This window comes from Brevundimonas sp. (genome assembly GCF_036732845.1).
Classification (GTDB): domain Bacteria; phylum Pseudomonadota; class Alphaproteobacteria; order Caulobacterales; family Caulobacteraceae; genus Brevundimonas.
The window spans coordinates 89,461-108,458 of the sequence record NZ_DAINBO010000002.1; the positions used below are offsets into that span (position 1 = coordinate 89,461).

The 18,998-nt window shown below is 69.1% G+C and carries 17 protein-coding genes; 6 read left to right on the forward strand and 11 right to left on the reverse strand.

Features of this window, described 5'->3' with window-relative positions:
- Positions 1 to 2: 2 nt before the first annotated feature.
- The 4 genes from V7D63_RS01605 to V7D63_RS01620 are packed head-to-tail and all read right to left on the reverse strand — an operon-like array spanning position 3 to position 4,086.
- Positions 3 to 518 (reverse strand): hypothetical protein, encoded by a 516-nt coding sequence (locus V7D63_RS01605; protein ID WP_333590502.1) that lies wholly within the window; start codon positions 516 to 518, stop codon positions 3 to 5.
- 15 nt (positions 519 to 533) lie between these two features.
- Positions 534 to 1,934 (reverse strand): MBOAT family O-acyltransferase, encoded by a 1,401-nt coding sequence (locus V7D63_RS01610; RefSeq protein ID WP_333590503.1) that lies wholly within the window; start codon positions 1,932 to 1,934, stop codon positions 534 to 536.
- Positions 1,935 to 3,206, reverse strand: coding sequence for a GDSL-type esterase/lipase family protein (locus tag V7D63_RS01615; protein ID WP_333590504.1), 1,272 nt, complete (start codon positions 3,204 to 3,206; stop codon positions 1,935 to 1,937).
- A 4-nt stretch (positions 3,207 to 3,210) separates the two neighbouring features.
- Positions 3,211 to 4,086 (reverse strand): SGNH/GDSL hydrolase family protein, encoded by an 876-nt coding sequence (locus tag V7D63_RS01620; protein ID WP_333590505.1) that lies wholly within the window; start codon positions 4,084 to 4,086, stop codon positions 3,211 to 3,213.
- 196 nt (positions 4,087 to 4,282) lie between these two features.
- Here V7D63_RS01620 and V7D63_RS01625 point away from each other — a divergent pair, with 196 nt between their 5' ends.
- The 3 genes from V7D63_RS01625 to V7D63_RS01635 are packed head-to-tail and all read left to right on the forward strand — an operon-like array spanning position 4,283 to position 6,507.
- Complete coding sequence (locus V7D63_RS01625) at positions 4,283 to 4,987, forward strand: CoA transferase subunit A (RefSeq protein WP_333590506.1); 705 nt, start codon at positions 4,283 to 4,285, stop codon at positions 4,985 to 4,987.
- The gene (locus V7D63_RS01630; protein ID WP_333590507.1) at positions 4,987 to 5,646 is read left to right on the forward strand and encodes a 3-oxoacid CoA-transferase subunit B; all 660 of its coding nucleotides are present in this window, start codon (positions 4,987 to 4,989) and stop codon (positions 5,644 to 5,646) included. The genes V7D63_RS01625 and V7D63_RS01630 overlap by 1 nt, the downstream gene beginning before the upstream one ends.
- A gap of 45 nt (positions 5,647 to 5,691) precedes the next feature.
- Positions 5,692 to 6,507 (forward strand): hypothetical protein, encoded by an 816-nt coding sequence (locus tag V7D63_RS01635; protein WP_333590508.1) that lies wholly within the window; start codon positions 5,692 to 5,694, stop codon positions 6,505 to 6,507.
- Between the two features lie 7 nt (positions 6,508 to 6,514).
- On the opposite strand, the gene V7D63_RS01640 is transcribed toward V7D63_RS01635, so the two are convergent.
- On the reverse strand, positions 6,515 to 8,182 hold the full coding sequence (locus V7D63_RS01640) for an amidase (protein WP_333590509.1): 1,668 nt from the start codon (positions 8,180 to 8,182) through the stop codon (positions 6,515 to 6,517).
- Positions 8,116 to 10,374 (reverse strand): S9 family peptidase, encoded by a 2,259-nt coding sequence (locus V7D63_RS01645; RefSeq protein ID WP_333590510.1) that lies wholly within the window; start codon positions 10,372 to 10,374, stop codon positions 8,116 to 8,118. The genes V7D63_RS01640 and V7D63_RS01645 overlap by 67 nt, the downstream gene beginning before the upstream one ends.
- A gap of 118 nt (positions 10,375 to 10,492) precedes the next feature.
- Here V7D63_RS01645 and V7D63_RS01650 point away from each other — a divergent pair, with 118 nt between their 5' ends.
- Together V7D63_RS01650 and V7D63_RS01655 are read left to right on the forward strand one after the other, a co-directional pair.
- Entirely contained in the window at positions 10,493 to 11,320 is an 828-nt protein-coding gene (locus tag V7D63_RS01650) for a ferredoxin--NADP reductase (protein ID WP_333590511.1), read from the forward strand.
- Entirely contained in the window at positions 11,292 to 11,636 is a 345-nt protein-coding gene (locus V7D63_RS01655; protein WP_333590512.1) for a chorismate mutase, read from the forward strand. Before V7D63_RS01650 ends, V7D63_RS01655 begins: the two co-directional genes overlap by 29 nt.
- Here V7D63_RS01655 and V7D63_RS01660 read toward each other — a convergent pair.
- The 3 genes from V7D63_RS01660 to ykgO form a co-directional block, all read right to left on the reverse strand.
- Entirely contained in the window at positions 11,633 to 11,866 is a 234-nt protein-coding gene (locus V7D63_RS01660; RefSeq protein WP_333590546.1) for a hypothetical protein, read from the reverse strand. The genes V7D63_RS01655 and V7D63_RS01660 overlap by 4 nt on opposite strands.
- A 137-nt stretch (positions 11,867 to 12,003) precedes the next feature.
- The gene (locus tag V7D63_RS01665) at positions 12,004 to 12,279 is read right to left on the reverse strand and encodes a DUF2312 domain-containing protein (RefSeq protein ID WP_333590513.1); all 276 of its coding nucleotides are present in this window, start codon (positions 12,277 to 12,279) and stop codon (positions 12,004 to 12,006) included.
- Positions 12,280 to 12,472: 193 nt separating this feature from the next.
- The gene (gene ykgO / locus V7D63_RS01670) at positions 12,473 to 12,598 is read right to left on the reverse strand and encodes a type B 50S ribosomal protein L36 (RefSeq protein WP_006274063.1); all 126 of its coding nucleotides are present in this window, start codon (positions 12,596 to 12,598) and stop codon (positions 12,473 to 12,475) included.
- A 385-nt stretch (positions 12,599 to 12,983) separates the two neighbouring features.
- Between ykgO and V7D63_RS01675 the strand changes: the two genes are divergently transcribed.
- Positions 12,984 to 14,270 carry a lytic murein transglycosylase gene (locus V7D63_RS01675; RefSeq protein WP_333590514.1) on the forward strand — a complete coding sequence of 429 codons (1,287 nt, stop codon included), beginning with the start codon at positions 12,984 to 12,986 and terminating at the stop codon, positions 14,268 to 14,270.
- A gap of 37 nt (positions 14,271 to 14,307) precedes the next feature.
- Here V7D63_RS01675 and recN read toward each other — a convergent pair whose 3' ends face one another.
- Positions 14,308 to 16,008, reverse strand: a complete 1,701-nt coding sequence (gene recN, locus V7D63_RS01680) for a DNA repair protein RecN (protein ID WP_333590515.1) — start codon at positions 16,006 to 16,008, stop codon at positions 14,308 to 14,310.
- Positions 16,009 to 16,067: 59 nt separating this feature from the next.
- Positions 16,068 to 18,845, reverse strand: coding sequence for a TonB-dependent receptor (locus V7D63_RS01685; RefSeq protein ID WP_333590516.1), 2,778 nt, complete (start codon positions 18,843 to 18,845; stop codon positions 16,068 to 16,070).
- Between the last annotated feature and the right edge of the window lie 153 nt (positions 18,846 to 18,998).

Below are 18,998 nucleotides of genomic sequence, written 5' to 3' on the forward strand. Positions count from 1 at the left end.
CGTCAGGTCGCGGGCGGCCGCGAACCGGTGAACCGCATGTCCCGCCAGTCGCGCCAGGCGTCGTGCACCATCTGGCGCGGACGGTCGGCGCCGGTCTGGGCGATCTGTTCGGCCCAGACGTCGGACAGACGACGCACCGTCTCCGTGCCCCATCCCGGCGGCTGTTGGCGCGACCAGTTCTGGATCGAGACGGCGTTGAAGACCAACAGGAACAGGGTCGCGATGACAATGATGCGGCTGGTCCAGCGCCGGTCGCGGGCGCCCAGGCCGTCGTCATCCAGCGGCGGTCCCGGCGGAAAGGCGAACCGGCCCAGGGCCGCCAAGGGGTGGTCCGCCGCCGTCGGCGGTTCGGCGGTCGGCAGGTCGTGGGCGTCGGCTCCGGCGTTCCAGTCGCTGGGCGGATCAGCGACCAGCACCGGCGGAAACAGGCTGACCGGCGGCGGCGGAAAGGCCGTCGGAAACGGATCGACCGGCGGCCCGTGCGGGGGGTGGACGTCGTCGTCGTTCGGATCGTTCATGACCGCTCCAACGCCTCAGAACTGGAAATAGATGAAGGGGGCGACGCCGTCCGGCCGCGCCGCCTCGATCAGCAGGATCGCCAAACCGATCAGCACGCCCATGGTGATCGACGGGGCCGGTTTCAGCTTCAGCGTCAGGCTTTCCACCGCACGCGGCGGCAGCCAGTGCATCGCTAGGCCGCCGACGATCAGCGTCAGCAGGAAGGGCGTCAGCATCATGACCGGCCCGATCCGCCCCAATCCCTGCAACATGGCCATCGCCAGATCGAAGGTCTCGGCCCGGAACAGGATCCAGCCCAGGCAGACGATGTGGAAGGTGATCAACACCCCCAGGACCGTCGGCATGATCTTGCGGTCGCCCAGCGCCGCGCGCCCCAGCCGCTCGATCACCTGCACCGATCCGTGCAGCGCCCCCCACAGCACGAAGGTCCAGGCCGCCCCGTGCCACAGGCCGCCCAACAGCATGGTGATCATCACGTTCACGCAACTCGCCGCCAACCCCTTCTTGCCGCCCCCCAGCGGCACATAGAGGTAGTCGCGCAGCCAACTGGACAGGCTGATGTGCCAGCGCCGCCAGAAGCTCTGCATCGAACTGGCGCGATACGGCTGGTCGAAATTGCGCGGGAAGGAATAGCCCAAGAGGGCCGCGATCCCGATCGCCATGTCCGAATAGGCCGAGAAGTCGCAGTAGATCTGAACCGCATAGCCATAAACGGCCGCCGCGATGTCGATGGAACTGTAGGCCGACGGATCGAAGAACACCGGATCGACCAGCCGCGTCGCCAGCTCGGATGCGATGATGGTCTTCTTGAACAGGCCCCAGACGATCAGCAGCAGCCCGTGCGTCGCCATCTCGCGCGTCAGACGCGGAACCCGGTCGAACTGGGGCAACAGGTCCGACGCCCGTACGATGGGTCCCGCCACCAGATGCGGGAAGAAGCTCATCAACAGCATGACGTCGAGCAGGCTCTTGGCCGGCGGCGTCTTGCCGCGATGCACGTCGACGACATAGCTGATGCCCTGGAAGGTGAAGAAGCTGATCCCCACCGGCAGCACGATCTGCAACAGCGGCAGATCCCGCTCCCAGCCGAAGCGGGCCAGGAGGTCGCCCGCCTGTTCGACGAAGAAGCCGTAGTATTTGAAGAATCCCAGGATCAGCAGGTTCGCCGCCACGCCCAGGCCGACCAGCCAGGTCCGGCGCGCCTCGGGCCTTCGCGCGATCAGGGCCGCGACGCCCCAGTTCAGCACCGCCGACAGGATCAAAAGCCCGACGAACCGCCAGTCCCACTGGGCGTAGAAGAACCAGCTCGCCAACAGCAGGAACAGCTTGCGCCGCCCGTTCTCGCGATCCAGCGACCACGAGGTGAAATAGACGAACAGGAAGAAGACGCCGAAGGCGAGCGTGGGGAACAGCATCTAGCGGCCCTCCCCCTTCCAACGGTCATAGGCGGCCATCAGGTCGGCGGCCAGGATGCCGCCGATCCAATCTGATCCGGCCGAGGTGAAATGCACCCGGTCGCCGCGCATCAGCGGCTCGGGCGTGTTCGCCAGTCCATCCGAGGCGCAGTCGCCGCCCATTCGCCCATGCCAGTCCCAGTACGCCACACCCATGTCGGCCGCGACCCGCCGCTGCACGTTCCGCACCATCGCCAACGACGGCGGCGGCGCGCGGCGGCCGTCGGTGCTGCACGGCTGGGCGGCCGCGCTTCTCAGGGCGTCGGGCGCGCCCAGGATCATCAGGGCGGAGACCGGCGACAACCGTCGCAGCCGAGCGATCTGACGGCGCAACAGGGCCTCGTAGGCGGCGGGGTCCAGGTCGTTCTCGAACCCTTCGTTGGTCCCGAAGGCGATGACGATCAGCGACGGCGTCCACTCGCCCAGCTCGGCCGCCGCAACCGTCTCGTCCCGCGCCGCCAGGTCGCGCAGCGTCGCCCCGACCACGCCCAGATTGGACACGATCACCCCCGGTCCCTCGTTCTCGACAGACAGGTCATAGGCCAGGGCGTCGCGGCCTTCAGCCCTCAGCTCCAGCGATGACGACGGCGTCGGCAGGTGATGCCGGACGCAGGTCGGTCCCCGCGTCGGGCGCCGCAGGTTGAACGGAAACCATCCCGCCGCCGTGCGGACATGAAACCCCGCCGCGTGCGGTCCCCCGCGCCCGCACAGCCGCAAGACGGCGGGTTCCGCGCCCGGATCAAAGGTCAAGGTCAGCACCGGCGCGCGGCCATAGGCGGGCGGATTGACCCCGGTCAGGCCGACCCCGGCGCGCTGATAGTCGTCGCGCGCGGCCAGGGGCGCCGAGGTGTTGATCCAGCCCTTCGCCTCCACCCGCACCTGATAGGGGGCATAGCCGTCGTGAGGGATTCCGGCGGGCAGGACCCCGCGCCCGCCGTTGCCGAACCGCGCCTGCAAGACGGCCCGCACGGCGCCGGTGATGCGGTCCCCCGCCGTATGGCTGTCGCCGAGCTGAAGGATGTGCACCGGCGTCCGGCGCGCCCCGGTCTCGGTCTCGGCCAGGGCCTCGAACAGGGGCGCCAGGGCCTCGGCGCCGCACAGTCCGTCGGGACAGGTCGAGGCGCCGGGCGTCGGCAGGGCCTGGGGCTGATAGGGAATCTCCTGCGCCCAGACCGAGGAGCCGAAGGCCGCGCCGACCATCAGGGCCGTCGCCGACCACGCCGCGCGCCGCACCCGTTCAGCCCTGGGTCGCGGAAGAGGCGGTCTGGCCGATGCCCGCGTCGCGGCGCAGACGCTCGGCGACGGGCTTGCCGATCCGCAGATAGCCGGCCATCGACATGTGGACGCCGTCATTGGCCCGCATCAGCACCTTGCGGCCCGAGGCGTCGGGCAGATAGGGCGCATAGGCGCCGTCCGCGTCGGCGGTGATCCCCGTCGTCTCCAGATAGGGCACGCCCAGCGCCCGCATCCGCTCGGCCACCACCGCATTGATGACGCCCATCTTGTCGTCAAAGCTTTCGCGCTTCATGCGCGGCAGGCCGACCCAATAGACCGCCACGTCGCGGCTGCGCAGCAGGGTCACCAGATCGGTCACCCGTTTCGCATAGGCGGCCTTCCAGCCGTCCGAGCCGAACGGATGGATCACGCCGTCCAGGCTGATCCCTTGCGCGTCATTGGTGCCGAACAACAGGACCGCCACGTCCACCGGCTCGGCGTCCAACTGACCGCGGGTCTTGGCCTGGATGTCGACATAGTCGTAGCGCGACAGGCCGGTGGAGACCTCGCTGAACCGGGTCACGGTGACGCCCGGCTCGTCCTTCAAATCACGGTACAGGGCCGTCCACAGACCCTCGGCCATGGAATCGCCGAACACGCCGATGCGCAGCCGGCCCTGGGCCATGCGTTGGCGCAACGGGGTCACGGCCTGAACGACCGGCGCCGGGGCATAGGCGGCGGGCGGCGGCGGGGTCGGCTCAGACGGGGCCGAGGCGTTGGCGCCGCCGCCCAGCAACAGCGTCGGACGACGCAGCCAGGCGCGTCCGTCCGGCGTCGCCGCCAGGCCCAGGACCCCGCCGATCAGCAGGCCCGCCGTCAATGCGTTTATCGCCCGCACGCCCCTCGCGCCCCGAACGCCACTGATACTGAAGACGTCTTTTACCCTATCGGGCGAACGGCGCCACGCCTTGCCCGCATGGCGCGAAGAAGACGGTTAAGGCCCGGCGTCGCGCGGACGACTTGCCCCCCGCGCCCGCCCGGCCTAGGAACGGATGACGCCGCGATATTCATCAGACGGTGAAAAAGGGAGCGACATGCGCAAGATCTATCCCGACGCCAAGTCGGCGCTGGAGGGCCTGACCTTCGACGGCATGACGGTGATGTCCGGCGGTTTCGGCCTGTGCGGCATCCCCGAGAACCTGATCGCGGCGCTGCGGGACTCGGGCGCCAAGAACCTGACGGTCATCTCCAACAACGCGGGCGTCGACGGCTTCGGCCTGGGTCAGCTTCTAGAGACGCGCCAGATCGCCAAGATGATCTCGTCCTATGTCGGCGAGAACAAGGAGTTCGAGCGCCAATATCTGGCCGGCGAACTGCAACTGGAGTTCAACCCCCAGGGCACCCTGGCCGAGCGCATCCGCGCGGGCGGCGCGGGCATTCCGGCCTTTTTCACCGCCACCGGCGTCGGCACCCTGGTCGCCGAGGGCAAGGAAGTGCGGAATTTCGACGGCCGCGACTATGTGATGGAGACCGGCCTGGTCGCCGACCTGTCGATCATCAAGGCCTGGAAGGCCGACGAGCGCGGCAATCTGGTGTTCCGCAAGACGGCCCGCAATTTCAACCCGATGATGGCCACGGCCGGCAAGGCCTGCGTGGTCGAGGTCGAGGAGATCGTGCCGACGGGGTCGCTGGGCGCCGATCAGATCCACACCCCCGGCATCTATGTCGACCGCATCATCAAGGGCGCGTTCGAGAAACGCATCGAACAACGCACCGTCCGCAGCCGGGAGACCGCATAATGGCCCGCACCCGCGAACAACTGGCCGAGCGCGCCGCGAAAGAGCTGCAGGACGGCTTTTACGTCAACCTGGGCATCGGCATCCCGACCCTGGTGGCCAACTACATTCCCGACGGCATGGAGGTCACGCTCCAATCCGAAAACGGCATGCTGGGCATGGGACCGTTTCCCTATGACGACGAGGTCGATCCCGACCTGATCAACGCCGGCAAGCAGACGATCACCGAGATCCCGGAGTCGGCCTATTTCAGCAGCGCCGACAGCTTCGCCATGATCCGCGGCGGCCACATCAATCTGTCCATCCTGGGCGCCATGGAGGTGGCCCAGAACGGCGACATCGCCAACTGGATGATCCCCGGCAAACTGGTCAAGGGCATGGGCGGGGCCATGGATCTGGTCGCGGGCGTCAAGCGCGTGGTCGTGGTCATGGAGCACGCCAACAAGCACGGCCAGTCCAAGGTGCTGAAGGCCTGCACCCTGCCGCTGACCGGCACGGGCGTGGTCAGCCGCGTCATCACCGACCTGGCCACCTTCGACGTCAAACCGAACGGCGGCGGGCTGGAGCTGATCGAACTGGCCGAGGGCGTGACCCTGGACGAGGTCGCGGCCAAGACCGAGGCCGACTACGTCATTTCCGAAAATCTGAAGACGCTGGCATAGTGCCCTCAACCGGCTGATGAAAAGCCGGGCGATGGAGGGTTAGGCATGGCGGACGAAGCTTATCGCACGCCCGGCGGCGCGCCGGCGCCCGACCCTTCGCGCGTCGCCGAGCTGGCGGCCGGGCTGACGCCTTCATCGGATTTCGCGGCGGCCGAAGAGGCCCGTGCGGCCGAGGCCCTGTCCCGCCTGGTCGAGGCCGCCAAGGCGCGAGGCGAGGACTGCGCCGAGCTGTTGGCCGACATTCGCGGGCGGCTGTCGCGCCTGTCGCCCCAGGGCCTGGTTCCCCGGCGCGGGCTGGCGGGTCTGTTCGACGGGCGCGGCAAGCGGCTGAAGACCTTCCGCGCCGCCTTTAACGACGGCTGCGCCTCCCTGTCGGGCGCCCTGGCCGGCCTGGGCGAACGCGCCGAGACCGGCGCGCGCCGCACCGTCGATCTCGACAGCCTGGCCCACGATCTGCGCGCCGCCGTCTCGGCCCTGACGGAACAGATCGCAGCGGCGCGCGAACGTCTGGCGCGCGAAACCGCCGACGATGAGGCGATCCAGGCCTTGCGCGCCCGCGTCGAGGCGCTGGAGGCCCGGCTGGCGGCGACGGTGCGGGCGCTGCCCCTGGTGCGCGCGCTGCAAAACGCCGACGTCCGCACCCGTGACGCCCTGGCCGGCGCGCCCAAGGCCATCGAAGCCTGGCAGGCCGACTGGAAGACCCATCTGGGTCTCGACGGCAAACGCCCGCGCAGGGTGCGCCCCGCGCCCGAGGCCCTGGCGCCCGCCCATGACAAGGTCGCGGCGGCCCTGGCCCGCATCGAGACCGAACAGGCGGCGACGGCCCAGCGCCGTCAGGAGATTTTGCGCCGCCTGAGCTAGGCGCGGCTCACTGCGGCTGCGCGGGCCTGGCCGGCGGCGGACGGCGGGCATGGGTGCGCAATTCATAGGCGTGACCCAGCGACAGGATGCGGGCGTCGTCCCACTTGCCGCCGATGAAGCTGAGACCCACGGGCATGCCCCGGTCGAAACCCATCGGCACCGTCAGGTGCGGATAGCCGGCCACGGCCGCCAGGCGGCTGGCCGAGCCTTGGCCGTCATCGTCGTCGTCGCGGTCGTTGGTCCAGGCGCGGCTGGTGGTCGGCGCGATCAGGGCGACCACCCGATGCTCGCGCATCAGCCGGTCGATGCCTTCCGGCCCGGCCAGGCGGAGCGAGTCGGCACGGGCCTGGATGTAGGCGGGATCGTCCAGGCCCTGGGTCGCCTCGGCGGCGATGAACCGCTCTTGGCCGAACAGCACGGTCTCGCGCGGTTCGCCGTCATTGAAGGCGATCAGGTCGGCCAGGGTCCGATACGGGACCTGCGTCGGGTCGGTGGAGGCCAGATAGGCGGCCATGTCGGCCTTCAGCTCGGTCATCAGCACCTGGATCTCGCCGCGTCCGATGGCCTGCATGTCCGGCCCGTCGGTGATCTCGACCAGCACGGCGCCCGCGTCGCGCAGGGCTTGCAGGTTCTGCTCGAACACCGCCTGGGCCTCGTCCGAATAGCCGTTCAGGAAACGCATCACGCCGATGCGCGCCCCCGACAGGCTGTTCGCGTCCAGGGCGGCGCGATAATCGACCTTGCGCGCGTCGGCCTCGACCGTGGCCGGGTCGGCGGGGTCCGAACCGGCGATGGCGCTCAGGATCATGGCCGCATCCTCGACCGTGGTCGTCATCGGCCCGGCGGTGTCCTGACTGTGGCTGATCGGCACGATGTGGGTGCGCGACACCAGGCCCACGGTCGGCTTGAAACCGACCACGCCGTTGACCGAGGCCGGGCAGACGATGGAGCCGTCCGTCTCGGTCCCGATCGCCGCCGGGACCAGGCCGATCGCCACCGCCACCGCGCTGCCCGAGGACGAACCGCAGGCCGTGCGCGCCGGATCATAGGGGTTGGCCGTCAGCCCGCCCACGGCGCTCCAGCCGCTGATGGAATTGGTCGAGCGGATATTGGCCCACTCCGACAGATTGGCCTTGCCGACGATCACGGCGCCGGCGTCGCGCAACCGGGCGACCAGGGGTGCGTCGCGGCCGGGTGCGTTGTTCGCCAGGGCCAGAGACCCCGCCGTGGTCGCCATGTCGCGGGTCTCGATATTGTCTTTCAACAGCAGGGGCACGCCGTGCAGCGGCCCGCGGAAACGCCCGGCGCGCGCCTCGGCGGCCGACTCTTTCGCCGCTTCTTCGAGCGTGTCGTTCAGGGCTAGGACGCCGTTCCCGCCTGGAAAGGCCTCGCCCTGCGAAGACGCGATCAGCAGTTGCGACAAGCCGACGGCCTCGACCGCCTCGCGCGGCGGCTGGGGCGACCGCAGCCCGTCGGCGATGCCCGCGACGGTCAGCGGAACATAGCGATAGCCTGCCGGTCCCGCACCCTCTTCCGGGAGGGTCCAACTGCCGTCGCCGTTGGACGTGGCGCAGCCCGCCAGCGTCAGCGCCGCCAGCGCCGCCCCGATCAATCCCGCGCGGCGGGCGCCCGTGTGCCGATGGTGCGGTCCAGGAAGTCCAGATAGGTCCGCCATTGCTGAAGCTTCCTCTGATTGCCCTGAATCCCGTGGCGCTGGCCTGGGTAGAGCATCAGTTCGAACGGCTTGCCCTGCAATTGCAAGCCGTCCATCACCCGCAGCGTATTGTCCAACAGCACATTGTCGTCGGCCATGCCGTGCATCAGCAGCATTCGGCCCGTCAGGTTCGCCAGACGCGGCACGGCGTCGGCCTGGGCATAGCCCTCGGGATTGTCCTGGGGCGTCGACATATACCGTTCGGTGTAGTGGGTGTCGTAGAGGCTCCATTCGGTCGGCGGCGCCCCCACGGCTGCGGCGGCCAGACCCATATCAGGCTCGGTGATCGCCCGCAGCGACAGGAAACCGCCATAGCTCCAGCCCATCATGGCGATATGATCGCCATCAACATAAGGCAGCGTTCTCAACCAATTGATGGCGGCTTGTTGATCTTCCAGTTCAGGAACACCCATGCGGCGATAGATGGAATTCTTGAACGCCCGCGACCGGTCGCCCTCGCCCCGGTTGTCCAGTTTGAAAACGATGTATCCGGCCTCAGTCAACAGTTGACTGCTCAACGGCTGCCAGTTGCGCAACACCTTGGCCCCGACACTGGGACCGCCATAGACCTCCATCACCACCGGATAACGTCTCGACGGATCGAAGCCCGGCGGGGTCTGCATACGCCAGCTCAAGGTCTCGCCCGCGTTCTGCAACGTGCCGAACTCCGGCGTGCGCTGGCGCGAGCGGAACGGCCAATAGGGATGGTTTTCGTCCAGCCGGTTCTCTTCGATCCAGCGGATGCGGGTTCCGTCCGCGCGATACAGGGCCGACTGCGGCGGAGTCCGCGGATCGGAATAGTTGCCGACGAAGGCCGTGCCGGTGCGGTTGACCGAGGCCGACCACCAGCCGCCGCCAGGCGTGACCGCCACCGGCGCCGCGCCGTCCAGGGTGGTGCGGAACAACTGCTGCTCGTACGGCAGTTCGCGTCCGTTGCGCATCGAGGCGGTGAAGAAGACCTCGCCCGTCTCTTCGTTGATCCCGTCCAGTTCCTTGACCGGCCACGGCCCGCGCGTGATCTGGCGCACCCGTCGCCCGTCGGCCTCATAGAGGTACAGATGCCGCCAGCCGTCGTCCTCGTTCGACCAGATGAAGCGGCCGTCGCGCAGGGCGCGGAAGTCGCTCGACAGATCCACCCAGGCCTGGCCGGTCTGGGTCAGGATGACGCGTGAGGCGCCGGTCGCCGGATCGACCGACAACAGGTCCAACGTCTTCTGATCCCGGGACTGGCGCTGGACATAGAGGGTTCGTCCGTCGCGCGACCAATCCACCCGCGCCAGATAGATGTCCGGGTTCGCCCCCAGGTCGACCTTGATCCGCCGCCCCGAGGCGACGTCGAACACATACAGATCGACCAGGGCGTTCGGCCGCCCGGCGCGCGGATAGCGCTGCATGACCGTGACCGCGCCGCCGCCCGAGATGTCCAGGCGCGGAATGACATCCACCGGGCTTTCGTCGGTGCGCTGAACGGCGATGAAACGCTCGTCGGGACTCCACCAATAGCCGTGGTCGCGGTCCATCTCTTCGGCGGCGACGAATTCGGCCAGGCCCCAGGTGATCAGGCCCTCGCCGTCGTCGGTCACGGCGCGCTCGCGGCCCGTGGCCAGGTCATACAGCATCAGATCCTGGTCGCGGACCCACGAGACATAGGTCCCCAGCGGCGAAACACGGGCGTCCACCTCGTCCGCCTGGGTCTCGGTCAGGCGCCGCACCGAGCCGTCGGCGCGCGAGGCCAGGAAGACGTCGCCTTCCAGCGGCGCCAGGATGTAGCGGCCCTGCTGGTCCCATGAATATTCGACCACGCCGCGCTGGCTGATCCGCATCCGCTCACGCCGGGCCTTCTCGGCCTCGGACAGTTCGCCCGCGTCGGGGACCAGGGCGCGGGCGTCGATCAGCTTGAACGGCTGCCCCTCTCCGGTCGGCGCGGCCCACAGGTCCAGCACGCTGACGTCGTCGGCCCGCGCCCGCAGGAAGGCGACCAGTTCGCCGTCCGGCGACAGGCTGACGCCCTGGGCCACCGGCCCGTTCAAACTGGGGTCCGAAAAGACACGCTCAGGCGTCAGGACGGCGGGATCGGGGGACGAGTTCGTGGACTGGGCCAGAGCGGAACCGGCGATCAACGAAGCGGCCGTGGCGAGAAGAATGGTGCGCATGGCATGAACCCTAGAGGGCCGTTTCCGTCACGTCACTTGAGAAGTCGGATGACGGTGATCTTCCGGCGACAAAGCGACGCCCTTCCGTCGGGCGGTCTTGGCGCCTATTACAGCCGCGATGACCGACGCCCCCCTCGCCGCCCAAGCTCCTGGCGCGCCTCCCAAGGCCAGCGCCTTTCACGAATTGAACGTTCTGTGGGTTCGTCACTGGACGGACCAGTTGTTCAGCTTCGCCATCGAGCGGCCCGAGGATTTCCGTTTCCGTTCGGGCGAGTTCGTGATGATCGGCCTGCCGGGCGAGGACGGCGGCAAGCCGGTCCTGCGCGCCTATTCCATCGCCAGCCCGGCCTGGGACGAACAGCTTGAATTCTTCTCCATCAAGGTCGCCGACGGTCCCCTGACCAGCCGGTTGCAGAAGATCCAGCCCGGCGACCGCGTGCTGATGGGCAAGAAGCCGACCGGCACCCTGGTTCTGGACGCCCTGACCGGCGGCGAGCGGCTGTGGCTGATCGGCACGGGCACGGGTTTGGCGCCCTGGCTCAGCGTCGCGCGCGACCCGGACACCTATTCCCGCTTCGGCCAGGTGATCGTCTGCCACACGGTGCGCAACGTCGCCGACCTGGCCTATCGCGACTTCTTCACCTCGGGCATCCACGACGATCCCCTGGTCGGCGACGAGGCCAAGGCCCAGTTGATCTATTATCCGACCGTGACGCGCGAAAAATTCGAGACGCCCGGCCGGATCACCGACCGCATCAAGTCGGGGGACCTGTTCGCCGACCTGGGCCTGCCGATCGGCTTTTCGCCGAACAGCGACCGGGTCATGCTGTGCGGCTCCATGGCCATGATCAAGGAGACCGGAGAACTGCTGGAGACCTATGGCCTGAAGGAAGGCTCGAACGCCGAGCCGGGCGACTATGTGCTGGAGCGCGCCTTTGTCGGATGAGCTGAAGATCGACGCCCGCACGGCGCCCGAGACCTGCGAGACCATGATCCAGGTGCGTCAGGGCGTCGACGCCCTGGACCGCGCCCTGGTGACCCTGCTGGCCGAGCGCCAGCGCTATATGGACGCCGCCGCCCGCATCAAGCCCAGCCGCGACGTGGTGCATGACGACGCCCGCATCGAGGACGTGGTGGCCAAGGTGCTGGCCGCCGCCGAACCCGCCGGCCTGTCGCCCGCCATCGCCGAGCCGGTCTGGCGCACCCTGATCGACCGCTGCATCGCCCACGAACTGGCGACCTGGGATCGGACGCGGGCTTAGGGTTTGCGGCTCCGGCCAGGTTTGGCCGCCTCGCCCTTGGCCTTCTTGGCGATCTCTTTCAGCTTGCGGCCCTGCATGGCCGACAAGGCCTGACCGGGCGCGCCCTTTTCGGGATCGGCGAAGGCGCGGCCGTGGGTCTTCACCCGTTCAGCGACCGAATCGAGGAACTCGCCCTCCCATTCGGATAGGGCGACGCCGGCCTTCTCGGCCGCGCGTTTGGCGCGTTTCAGGGCGTTGACGGCCGCGCGCTGGGCGGCCTTGCGTTCAGCCTCGAACGGCTTGGGCGGGGTCTTGGACGCGAACGAGGCGCGGGCGCCGCCGCCCTCGACGGGCGGCTTCCTTAGGCCGAAGCCTGTGCGCTTGAGGCTCAGACCTCGCCCAGGGCCGAGAGGTAGAGATCCAGGATGGCCTCTTCTTCCTGACGCTTGGCCTTGTCCTGTTTGCGGATGCGGATGACCTTGCGCAGCGTCTTGACGTCGTAGCCCTCGCCCTTGGCCTCGGCGAAGACCTCCTTCATGTCGGTCATGACGGCCTGTTTGTCCTCTTCCAGACGCTCCAGCCGCTCGATGATGGTGCGCAGACGTCCCTGGGCCGACGAAGTCAGCACGTCGGGGGAGGCGTCGAAGGAAGCGTCGTCGGCCATTTTAAGTCCTTGTGCGCTGCCGCTCGGCGCGCGGCGCCTCGCTGATTGAGCGCGTATGAGTGGGGTGGACAGGCTTAACCACGTCGGGCCGGGGGTCTCAACGCCGGACGCGAAAAAGGCCGCGGACAACGCCCGCGACCTGTGGATGTTTTCGCCGTGTCAAAGCGGCGCGCCGAAGCGCGCGGCGGGGTGATTAGCCCTGCTTGGCCTTGAAGCGCGGGTCGGTCTTGTTGATCACATAGACCACGCCCTTGCGACGCACGATCTTGCAGTCGCGGTGACGACCCTTGAGCGACTTGAGCGAGCTGCGGACCTTCATGGTCTTATCCTTGGTGCGCTATCCCTCGCCGCGCGGCGGCTCGGTGCTTGAGCGCGTCTCGTGGCGAAGACAAATAGAAAAGCCGCGGGCGGACCTGCGGCGGAGCGGTGCGTATAGGGAAGGCTAAGCCCGGCGTCAACCGGGAGGTTGCTCCTTGGAGGCCTGGCCTCCGAGTCGAACGGAGGGTTGACGGGGTTGCATCCCCGTTGCGTCGCCCCTCCGCCACCAGGCCGTCAGAAGGAACACGACGGTTTTACCCCGCAGGCGTTAAGAAGCCGCAATCAGGCACGGTTATTGCTGGTGAAACCATGATCGCGCCGCAACGCTTGTCCGGCGGATGCGCTAAAGGCTGCGTCGTCGGATTCGAGGAGACTGTTTTTTGACCATGCGCATCGACCCTCGCCTGTTGTTGATCGCCTGCGTCTCGGCCTGCGCGCCGATGATGCCCGAATCGTCGACGACGCGGCCACCGGTCCCCTCGCCCCTGACCCCGCCGCATACGTCCGCGACGCCGCTTCCGGCCGCGCATGCGCCGCCGACGGCCGCCCTGCCCGACGCGGCCGGGTTCGAGGGCTGGAAACAGGGCTTCCTGTCGCGTCACGGCGGCGCACGACGCGCCGACTACGAACGTGAGCTGGCGGGCCTGGTCCCCGACCCCGCCGTCATCCGACTGGACAACAACCAGCCCGAATTCAGCCGCCCCGCCGGGGCCTATGTCCAGAACGCCGTCACCGCCAGCCGCATCGCCCAGGCCCGCCAGCGCGTCGACCGCGTGCCGTGGAGCGTGGTCCAGCGCACCGGCGTGCCGTCCGAAATCCTGGTCTCCATCTGGGCGCAGGAGAGCGCCTTCGGCCAGGTCCAGGGCGACTATGACGTCATCCGCTCCCTGGCGACCCTGGCCTATGACGGCCGCCGCCGCGCCTGGGCCGAGGCCCAGTTGAAGGATGCGCTGGACATCGTCATCGACGGCCGCCGCGCCCGTTCGGGCCTGAAGGGCAGTTGGGCCGGCGCCATGGGCCAGACCCAATTCATGCCCGACAACTATCTGCGCCTGGGCGTCGATCAGGACGGCGACGGCAAGGTCGACATCTGGGGATCGGACGCCGACGCCCTGGCCTCGGCGGCCAATCTGCTGGCCCGGGCCGGATGGAAGCGCGGCCAGACCTGGGGCTATGAGGTGACCCTGCCGTCCAACTTCGACTACAGCCTGGCCGAGGGACCGCGCCATGACTGGGCCTTCTGGTCCGCGCGCGGGGTGCGGTTGGCCGCCGGCGGCGCGCCCACGCCGATCGAGGGCGACGAACAGGCCACCATACTGCTGCCCCAGGGGGCCAACGGCCCGGCCTTCCTGGCCTTGCCGAACCACTATGTGATCCGCGCCTACAACAACTCGGCCAGCTACGCCCTGGCCATCGCCCTGACGGCGGACGGGGTGCAGGGCAAGCCCGGCCTGACCAAGGCCTGGCCCGACGACGCCCCGCTGACCCGCGACCAACGCATCGGCGCCCAGTCGGCCCTGACGCGGCTGGGCTATGACACCCAGGGCATCGACGGGGTCATCGGCGCCAACACGCGGGCCGCGCTGAGACGCTGGCAGGCGGCCAACGGGCGGGTCCAGGACGGCTATCTGACGGCGCCCCTGGCCGATGAGTTGATCCGAAAGGCGCAGTGATCCCCTGTCCCTCTCCCCTTGCGGGAGAAGGAAGAAGTCAGCCGATCAACGCCCGTGCGGCGGCGCGCGCCTCGTCGGTGACCTGGGCGCCGGACAGCATCCGCGCGATCTCTTCCTGGCGGCGGCCTTCGTCCAACGGCGCGACAGTGGTGTGGGTGCGGCCTTCGGCGTCGGCCTTCATCACCTTCCAGTGGGCGTCGCCGCGCGCGGCGACCTGAGGACTGTGGGTCACGACCAGGACCTGACCGCCACGCGACAGGCGCTCCAGGCGCCGCCCCACGGCCTCGGCCACGGCGCCGCCGACGCCCTGGTCCACCTCATCGAAGATCATGACCGGCTGACGTTGATCCTCACGGCCCGCCAGGGCGGCTTTCATGGCCAGGGCGAAGCGGGCCAGTTCGCCGCCTGAAGCCACCGAATCCAGCGGCCCGAACGGGGTGCCGGCGTTGGTGGCGATCTCGAAACGCGCCGTCTCGGCCCCGCCCGGCCCGCGCCGCCCGTCGCCGACCGGCTCCAGCGCCACGCGGAAACGGGCGCGGTCCAGCTTCAGCGGACCCAGCTCCTGCATCACCGCCGTGGTCAGACGGTCGGCGGCCGCCTCGCGGCCCGAGGACAACATGGCGGCGACGGCGTCATAGTCCTCGGCCGCCTGGGCCGCCTCACGCCCGGCGGCGGACAGGGCGTCGGCGCCGTCCTCGATCAACCTTAGCTGCTCGCGAAAGCGGACCCGCAGGTCCGGCAACGCCTCGACCGTGGCGTTCAGCTTGCGGGCGGCGGCGCGCAGGGCGAACAGGCGCTCCTCGGCCTTGTCCAGACGGCCCGGCTCGAAGTCGAAGGCGTCGGCGGCGGCGTCGACGGCGGCCACGGCCTCGACCGCCTCGACCAAGGCCCGGTCGATGGCTTCGGCGGCCAGGCCCAGGCGATGGATCACCGGATGCTCGGGATCGGCCCCCGCCTGGGCCGCGCGTTGACGGGCGTGTTCGACGGCGCGCAGGGCCGCCGCCAGCTTCTGGCTCAGCTTGTCGCCGCCCAGTTGCGTGCGGGCGTCAGACAGGTCGGCTAGGGCCTTTTCGGCGGCGCCCAGGACGGCGCGCTCGCCGGCCAGTTCGGTCTCTTCGTCGGCGCGGGGGTCCAGGGCGTCCAACTCGGCCAGATTCAGGGCGATCTCTTCGGCGCGGGCCGCCGCATCGGCCGCCTGGGCGCGCAAGGCCGCCAGTTTCGCCTCGGCGGCCTTCAGCCGCATCGCCGCCTCGGTCACGGCCGAGACCTGAGGCTCCAGCCCGCCATAGACGTCCAGCAGGCCGCGATGGGTCTTCCAGTCCAGCAGACCGACCGTCTCGTGCTGGCCGTGCACCTCGACCAGCCGGGCGCCGATCTCGCGCAGGGCGGCGACGCCCGCAGGTTGGTCGTTGATGAAGGCCCGGCCCCGGCCGTCGGCGCCGACGACGCGACGCAGGATCAGGTCCTCGCCCGGCACGGCCTCGAAGCCGCGCTCGGCCAACAGGGCCAGCAGATCCGCGTCGTCCGGCGCCGAAAAGACCGCCGTGGCTGATCCCTGTTTCGCCCCGCCGCGCACCAGGCCCGCGTCGCCGCGTCCGCCCAGGGCCAGGCCCAAGGCGTCCAGGATGATGGACTTGCCCGCACCCGTCTCGCCGGTCAGCACGATCAGGCCGCCGGGGACGTCGAGGTCCAGGGCGTCGATCAGCACGATGTCGCGGATGGAGAGGGCGGTCAGCATGGGGATTCGCATCCCCGTCGTACCAGCCTCGGCATCAGCACGCCATGCGCGCCTTGATCCTAGAACAGCTTGCGCAGGCTCAGGGACACCTGACGACCCGTGGGGTCCAACTGATCCGGCAGATAGCCCAGGGGCGTCGCGCCCGAGGCGTCGCGGACATCCAGGCGGCTGTCGAACAGATTGGTGACGCCCACGCTGACGCGCGCGCCCTTCAACCACGGATATTTGGCCGTCAGGCCCTGACGCTGGCCCAGGTCGGCGAACAGGTTGAGGTTCACCGTGGTCTGGTCCGAGAAATACAGGTCCTGGCCGGTCAGGCCGCCATCGACGCGGGTTTCATCGCGCCAGGTGACGTTCAGGAAGGCGCCCATGCCGCTCTTGAACACCCCGGCCTGGCCCTGGATCTCGTGGCGCGGGCTGCCGCCCCGGCCGCTGACCGAGGCGCCGTCCAAGAGGTCCAGCACCGGCAGGCCGCTGCGGATCAGCAGTTCATCCTGGATGCGCCAGGTGTGGTAGAGCGAGACGTTGAAGCGGCCCTGGCCGGGCTGCATCATCGGGCCGCGCGGACGGCCGAAACGGACCTCGGTCGTGCCGCCGCCACGCGCGCCGCCGCCGCCGCCCGGACCCGGGCCGCCTTCCATTCGCACCATCATGCCTCCGCCGCCCGGGCCGCCCGGTCCCCGCGCGCCGGGACCGCCCATCTGGGGCATGGCGCCGGTGGCCTGGCCGAAGGCGCGGCTGAAGTTGAAGCCGGTGCGCAGTTCCTGGCGTTCCTGATATTCAAAATTGACGGGCCGCGCGTCGATGGCGATCAGATTGCCGCCCAGGTCGCGCGTGAACCGGGTCGGGAAGGCGCGCTCCAGGTCCGGCGTGATCGTCGGGAAGGTGGCGATCTGGTTCTCGATCCGGCTGGCGGTGTAGTCGCTGGTGATCCGCAGATCGGCGTCCTTCAGCGGTTGCCAGTTCAGACCGAATTTGAACACCCGGCGATCATCCGAGGACAGGTTCGCATTGCCGCCGTCGACGCGGGTGACGTTGACGCTCTGGCCGGTGACGAAGTCGAACACCTGGACGTTGGGCGTCGAGACCACCGGGTCGTTCAACTGCGACACCGAAGGCGCGCCCTGTTCGGCCGTGTAGCTGGCGATGAAGCCCCAGTCGGCGTTGGGCGACCAGTTCAGCCCCCCGCCGAAGGTCGACAGGCCGCCGAAGTCCGACAGTTCGTCATAGCCCAGGTTGATGTTGGCGCTGAGGTCGCCGAAGGCCGCGCCCACGCCGCGTTCCTTGTTGGTCAGCGGCAGGCTGAAGCTGCCCTGGAAGCTGGCGGTGTCGCGCGATTGCTCGCGGTCGGTGGTGACGCCGGAGCGGAAACTGGTCGAATCGAGCGCGCGGCGGTTGGCGCTGAAGCGCAGGGTCGAGTTCAACTTGCCCGCCGGGCCTTCCCAGGGGCTGCCCGTCAGAACCAATTCGCCGTTCAGATAGCTGCTGACCGAATTGGCGGTGTCCGACGGGGCGCGGGTCAGGCCGCTGACCTGGCCGAAGGGATTGGCGGTCGGATCGTTGGCGTTCAGCCGGGCCTGGAAGGCCGAGGCGTCCAGGCCCCGACCGGTCTGGGTGTCGGTCTCGGTGCGCTCGTAATTGCCGTTGAAGGTCCAACGCCAGTTGTCGCCGATGAAGCCGTCCAGCACCGTGGCCAGCTCCAGCGCGCGGGTGTCGACCTGACGCGACAGAGACTCGGGGTCGTCGAAATAGCGATAGACCAGGGCGTCGCCCGCGAACGGCGAATAGATGTTCGGTCCCGGCAGGGTCAGGGTCACGCCCGGCAGGCCCAGATAGCTGAGATTGGACGTGTCGGTCAGGCCGAAGCGGAAGGTGCCGTTGGTGTTCTGCGACAAGCCGCGCGTCATGGAGGCGTTCAGCCGCGCCTCCTCGCGACGCGGCAACAGGGTGCGCCAGGCGGTGGCGTCTTCGGCCACCCGTTGGCCCGCGCCCGGCGCGAAGGCCGACAGACCGACCGGCCCGCTCGCCGCCGTCGCCGGGGCCAGGGCGGTGGTCACCGTCGATCCGGCCAGGCCGGACAGGGCCGGGTCGATCTCGCCGCCCGCCAGAAGGCCGCCGACGGTTCCCAGGCGCGAGAACGGCAGGCCGGCGTCGCGGGTGATGTCACGCTCGTCTTCGAACAGGGCGGTGTCGCGGCTGGCGCCGACATCGACATTCCAGCGCGCGCCGCCGCTGACCGTGAACAGGCCGGTCTCGCCGTTCAGACTGGTGCGGCCGCCCTGGCTCGGAACCCGGACGCTGCCCTGGACCTGGGTCGAGCGGAAACTCGGCTTGAGCACGAAATTCACCACCCGCTGATCGGCGCGGTAGCCGTAGGACAGGGCCACCTCTTCCGGCAGGATCTCAGTGCGCTCGATGGCCTCGGTCGGGATGTTGGCGATTTCGCGGAAGCCCGAAATGCGGCGACCGTTGACCAGCAGGATGGGCTGGCCCCCGCCGCGGCCGCGATTGCTCTGGGTCAGGGGTTCGATGGCCGCCAACAGCTCGCCGATGGTCGAGGCGCCGTAGGTGGCGATCATCGACTCGTCCAGAACCAGATCCGGCTGGATGTCGCCGATGACCGAGCCGCGACGCGTGCCGGCGGCGTCGACCCGACCCAGGTCGTAACCGTCCTCCAGCTCTTTCTCGGTCGGCCCGGAGGGCGTCTGCGGATCGGCCGCGGGCGACTGCACCTGAACCGGAGGCGGGGTCTGGGGCGTCTGGGGCGTCTGCTGCGTCGCACCGGCCGGTTCCGCCGCCAGGGCCGCGGCTTGAAGGGTCAGGGCGAGCAAGGTCATGGGCCGGTCCCAGGCTGTTGAATCGAAAGGAAGACCTTCGCGACGCAGATGACGCCGCGAGTTCGGGGACCATACCGGCGCGTAACGGGAACGCCCGTTAAATCACCGTCAGGCGCGGCCCCGATTTGGCCTTACCCGCGCAATCAAACGGAG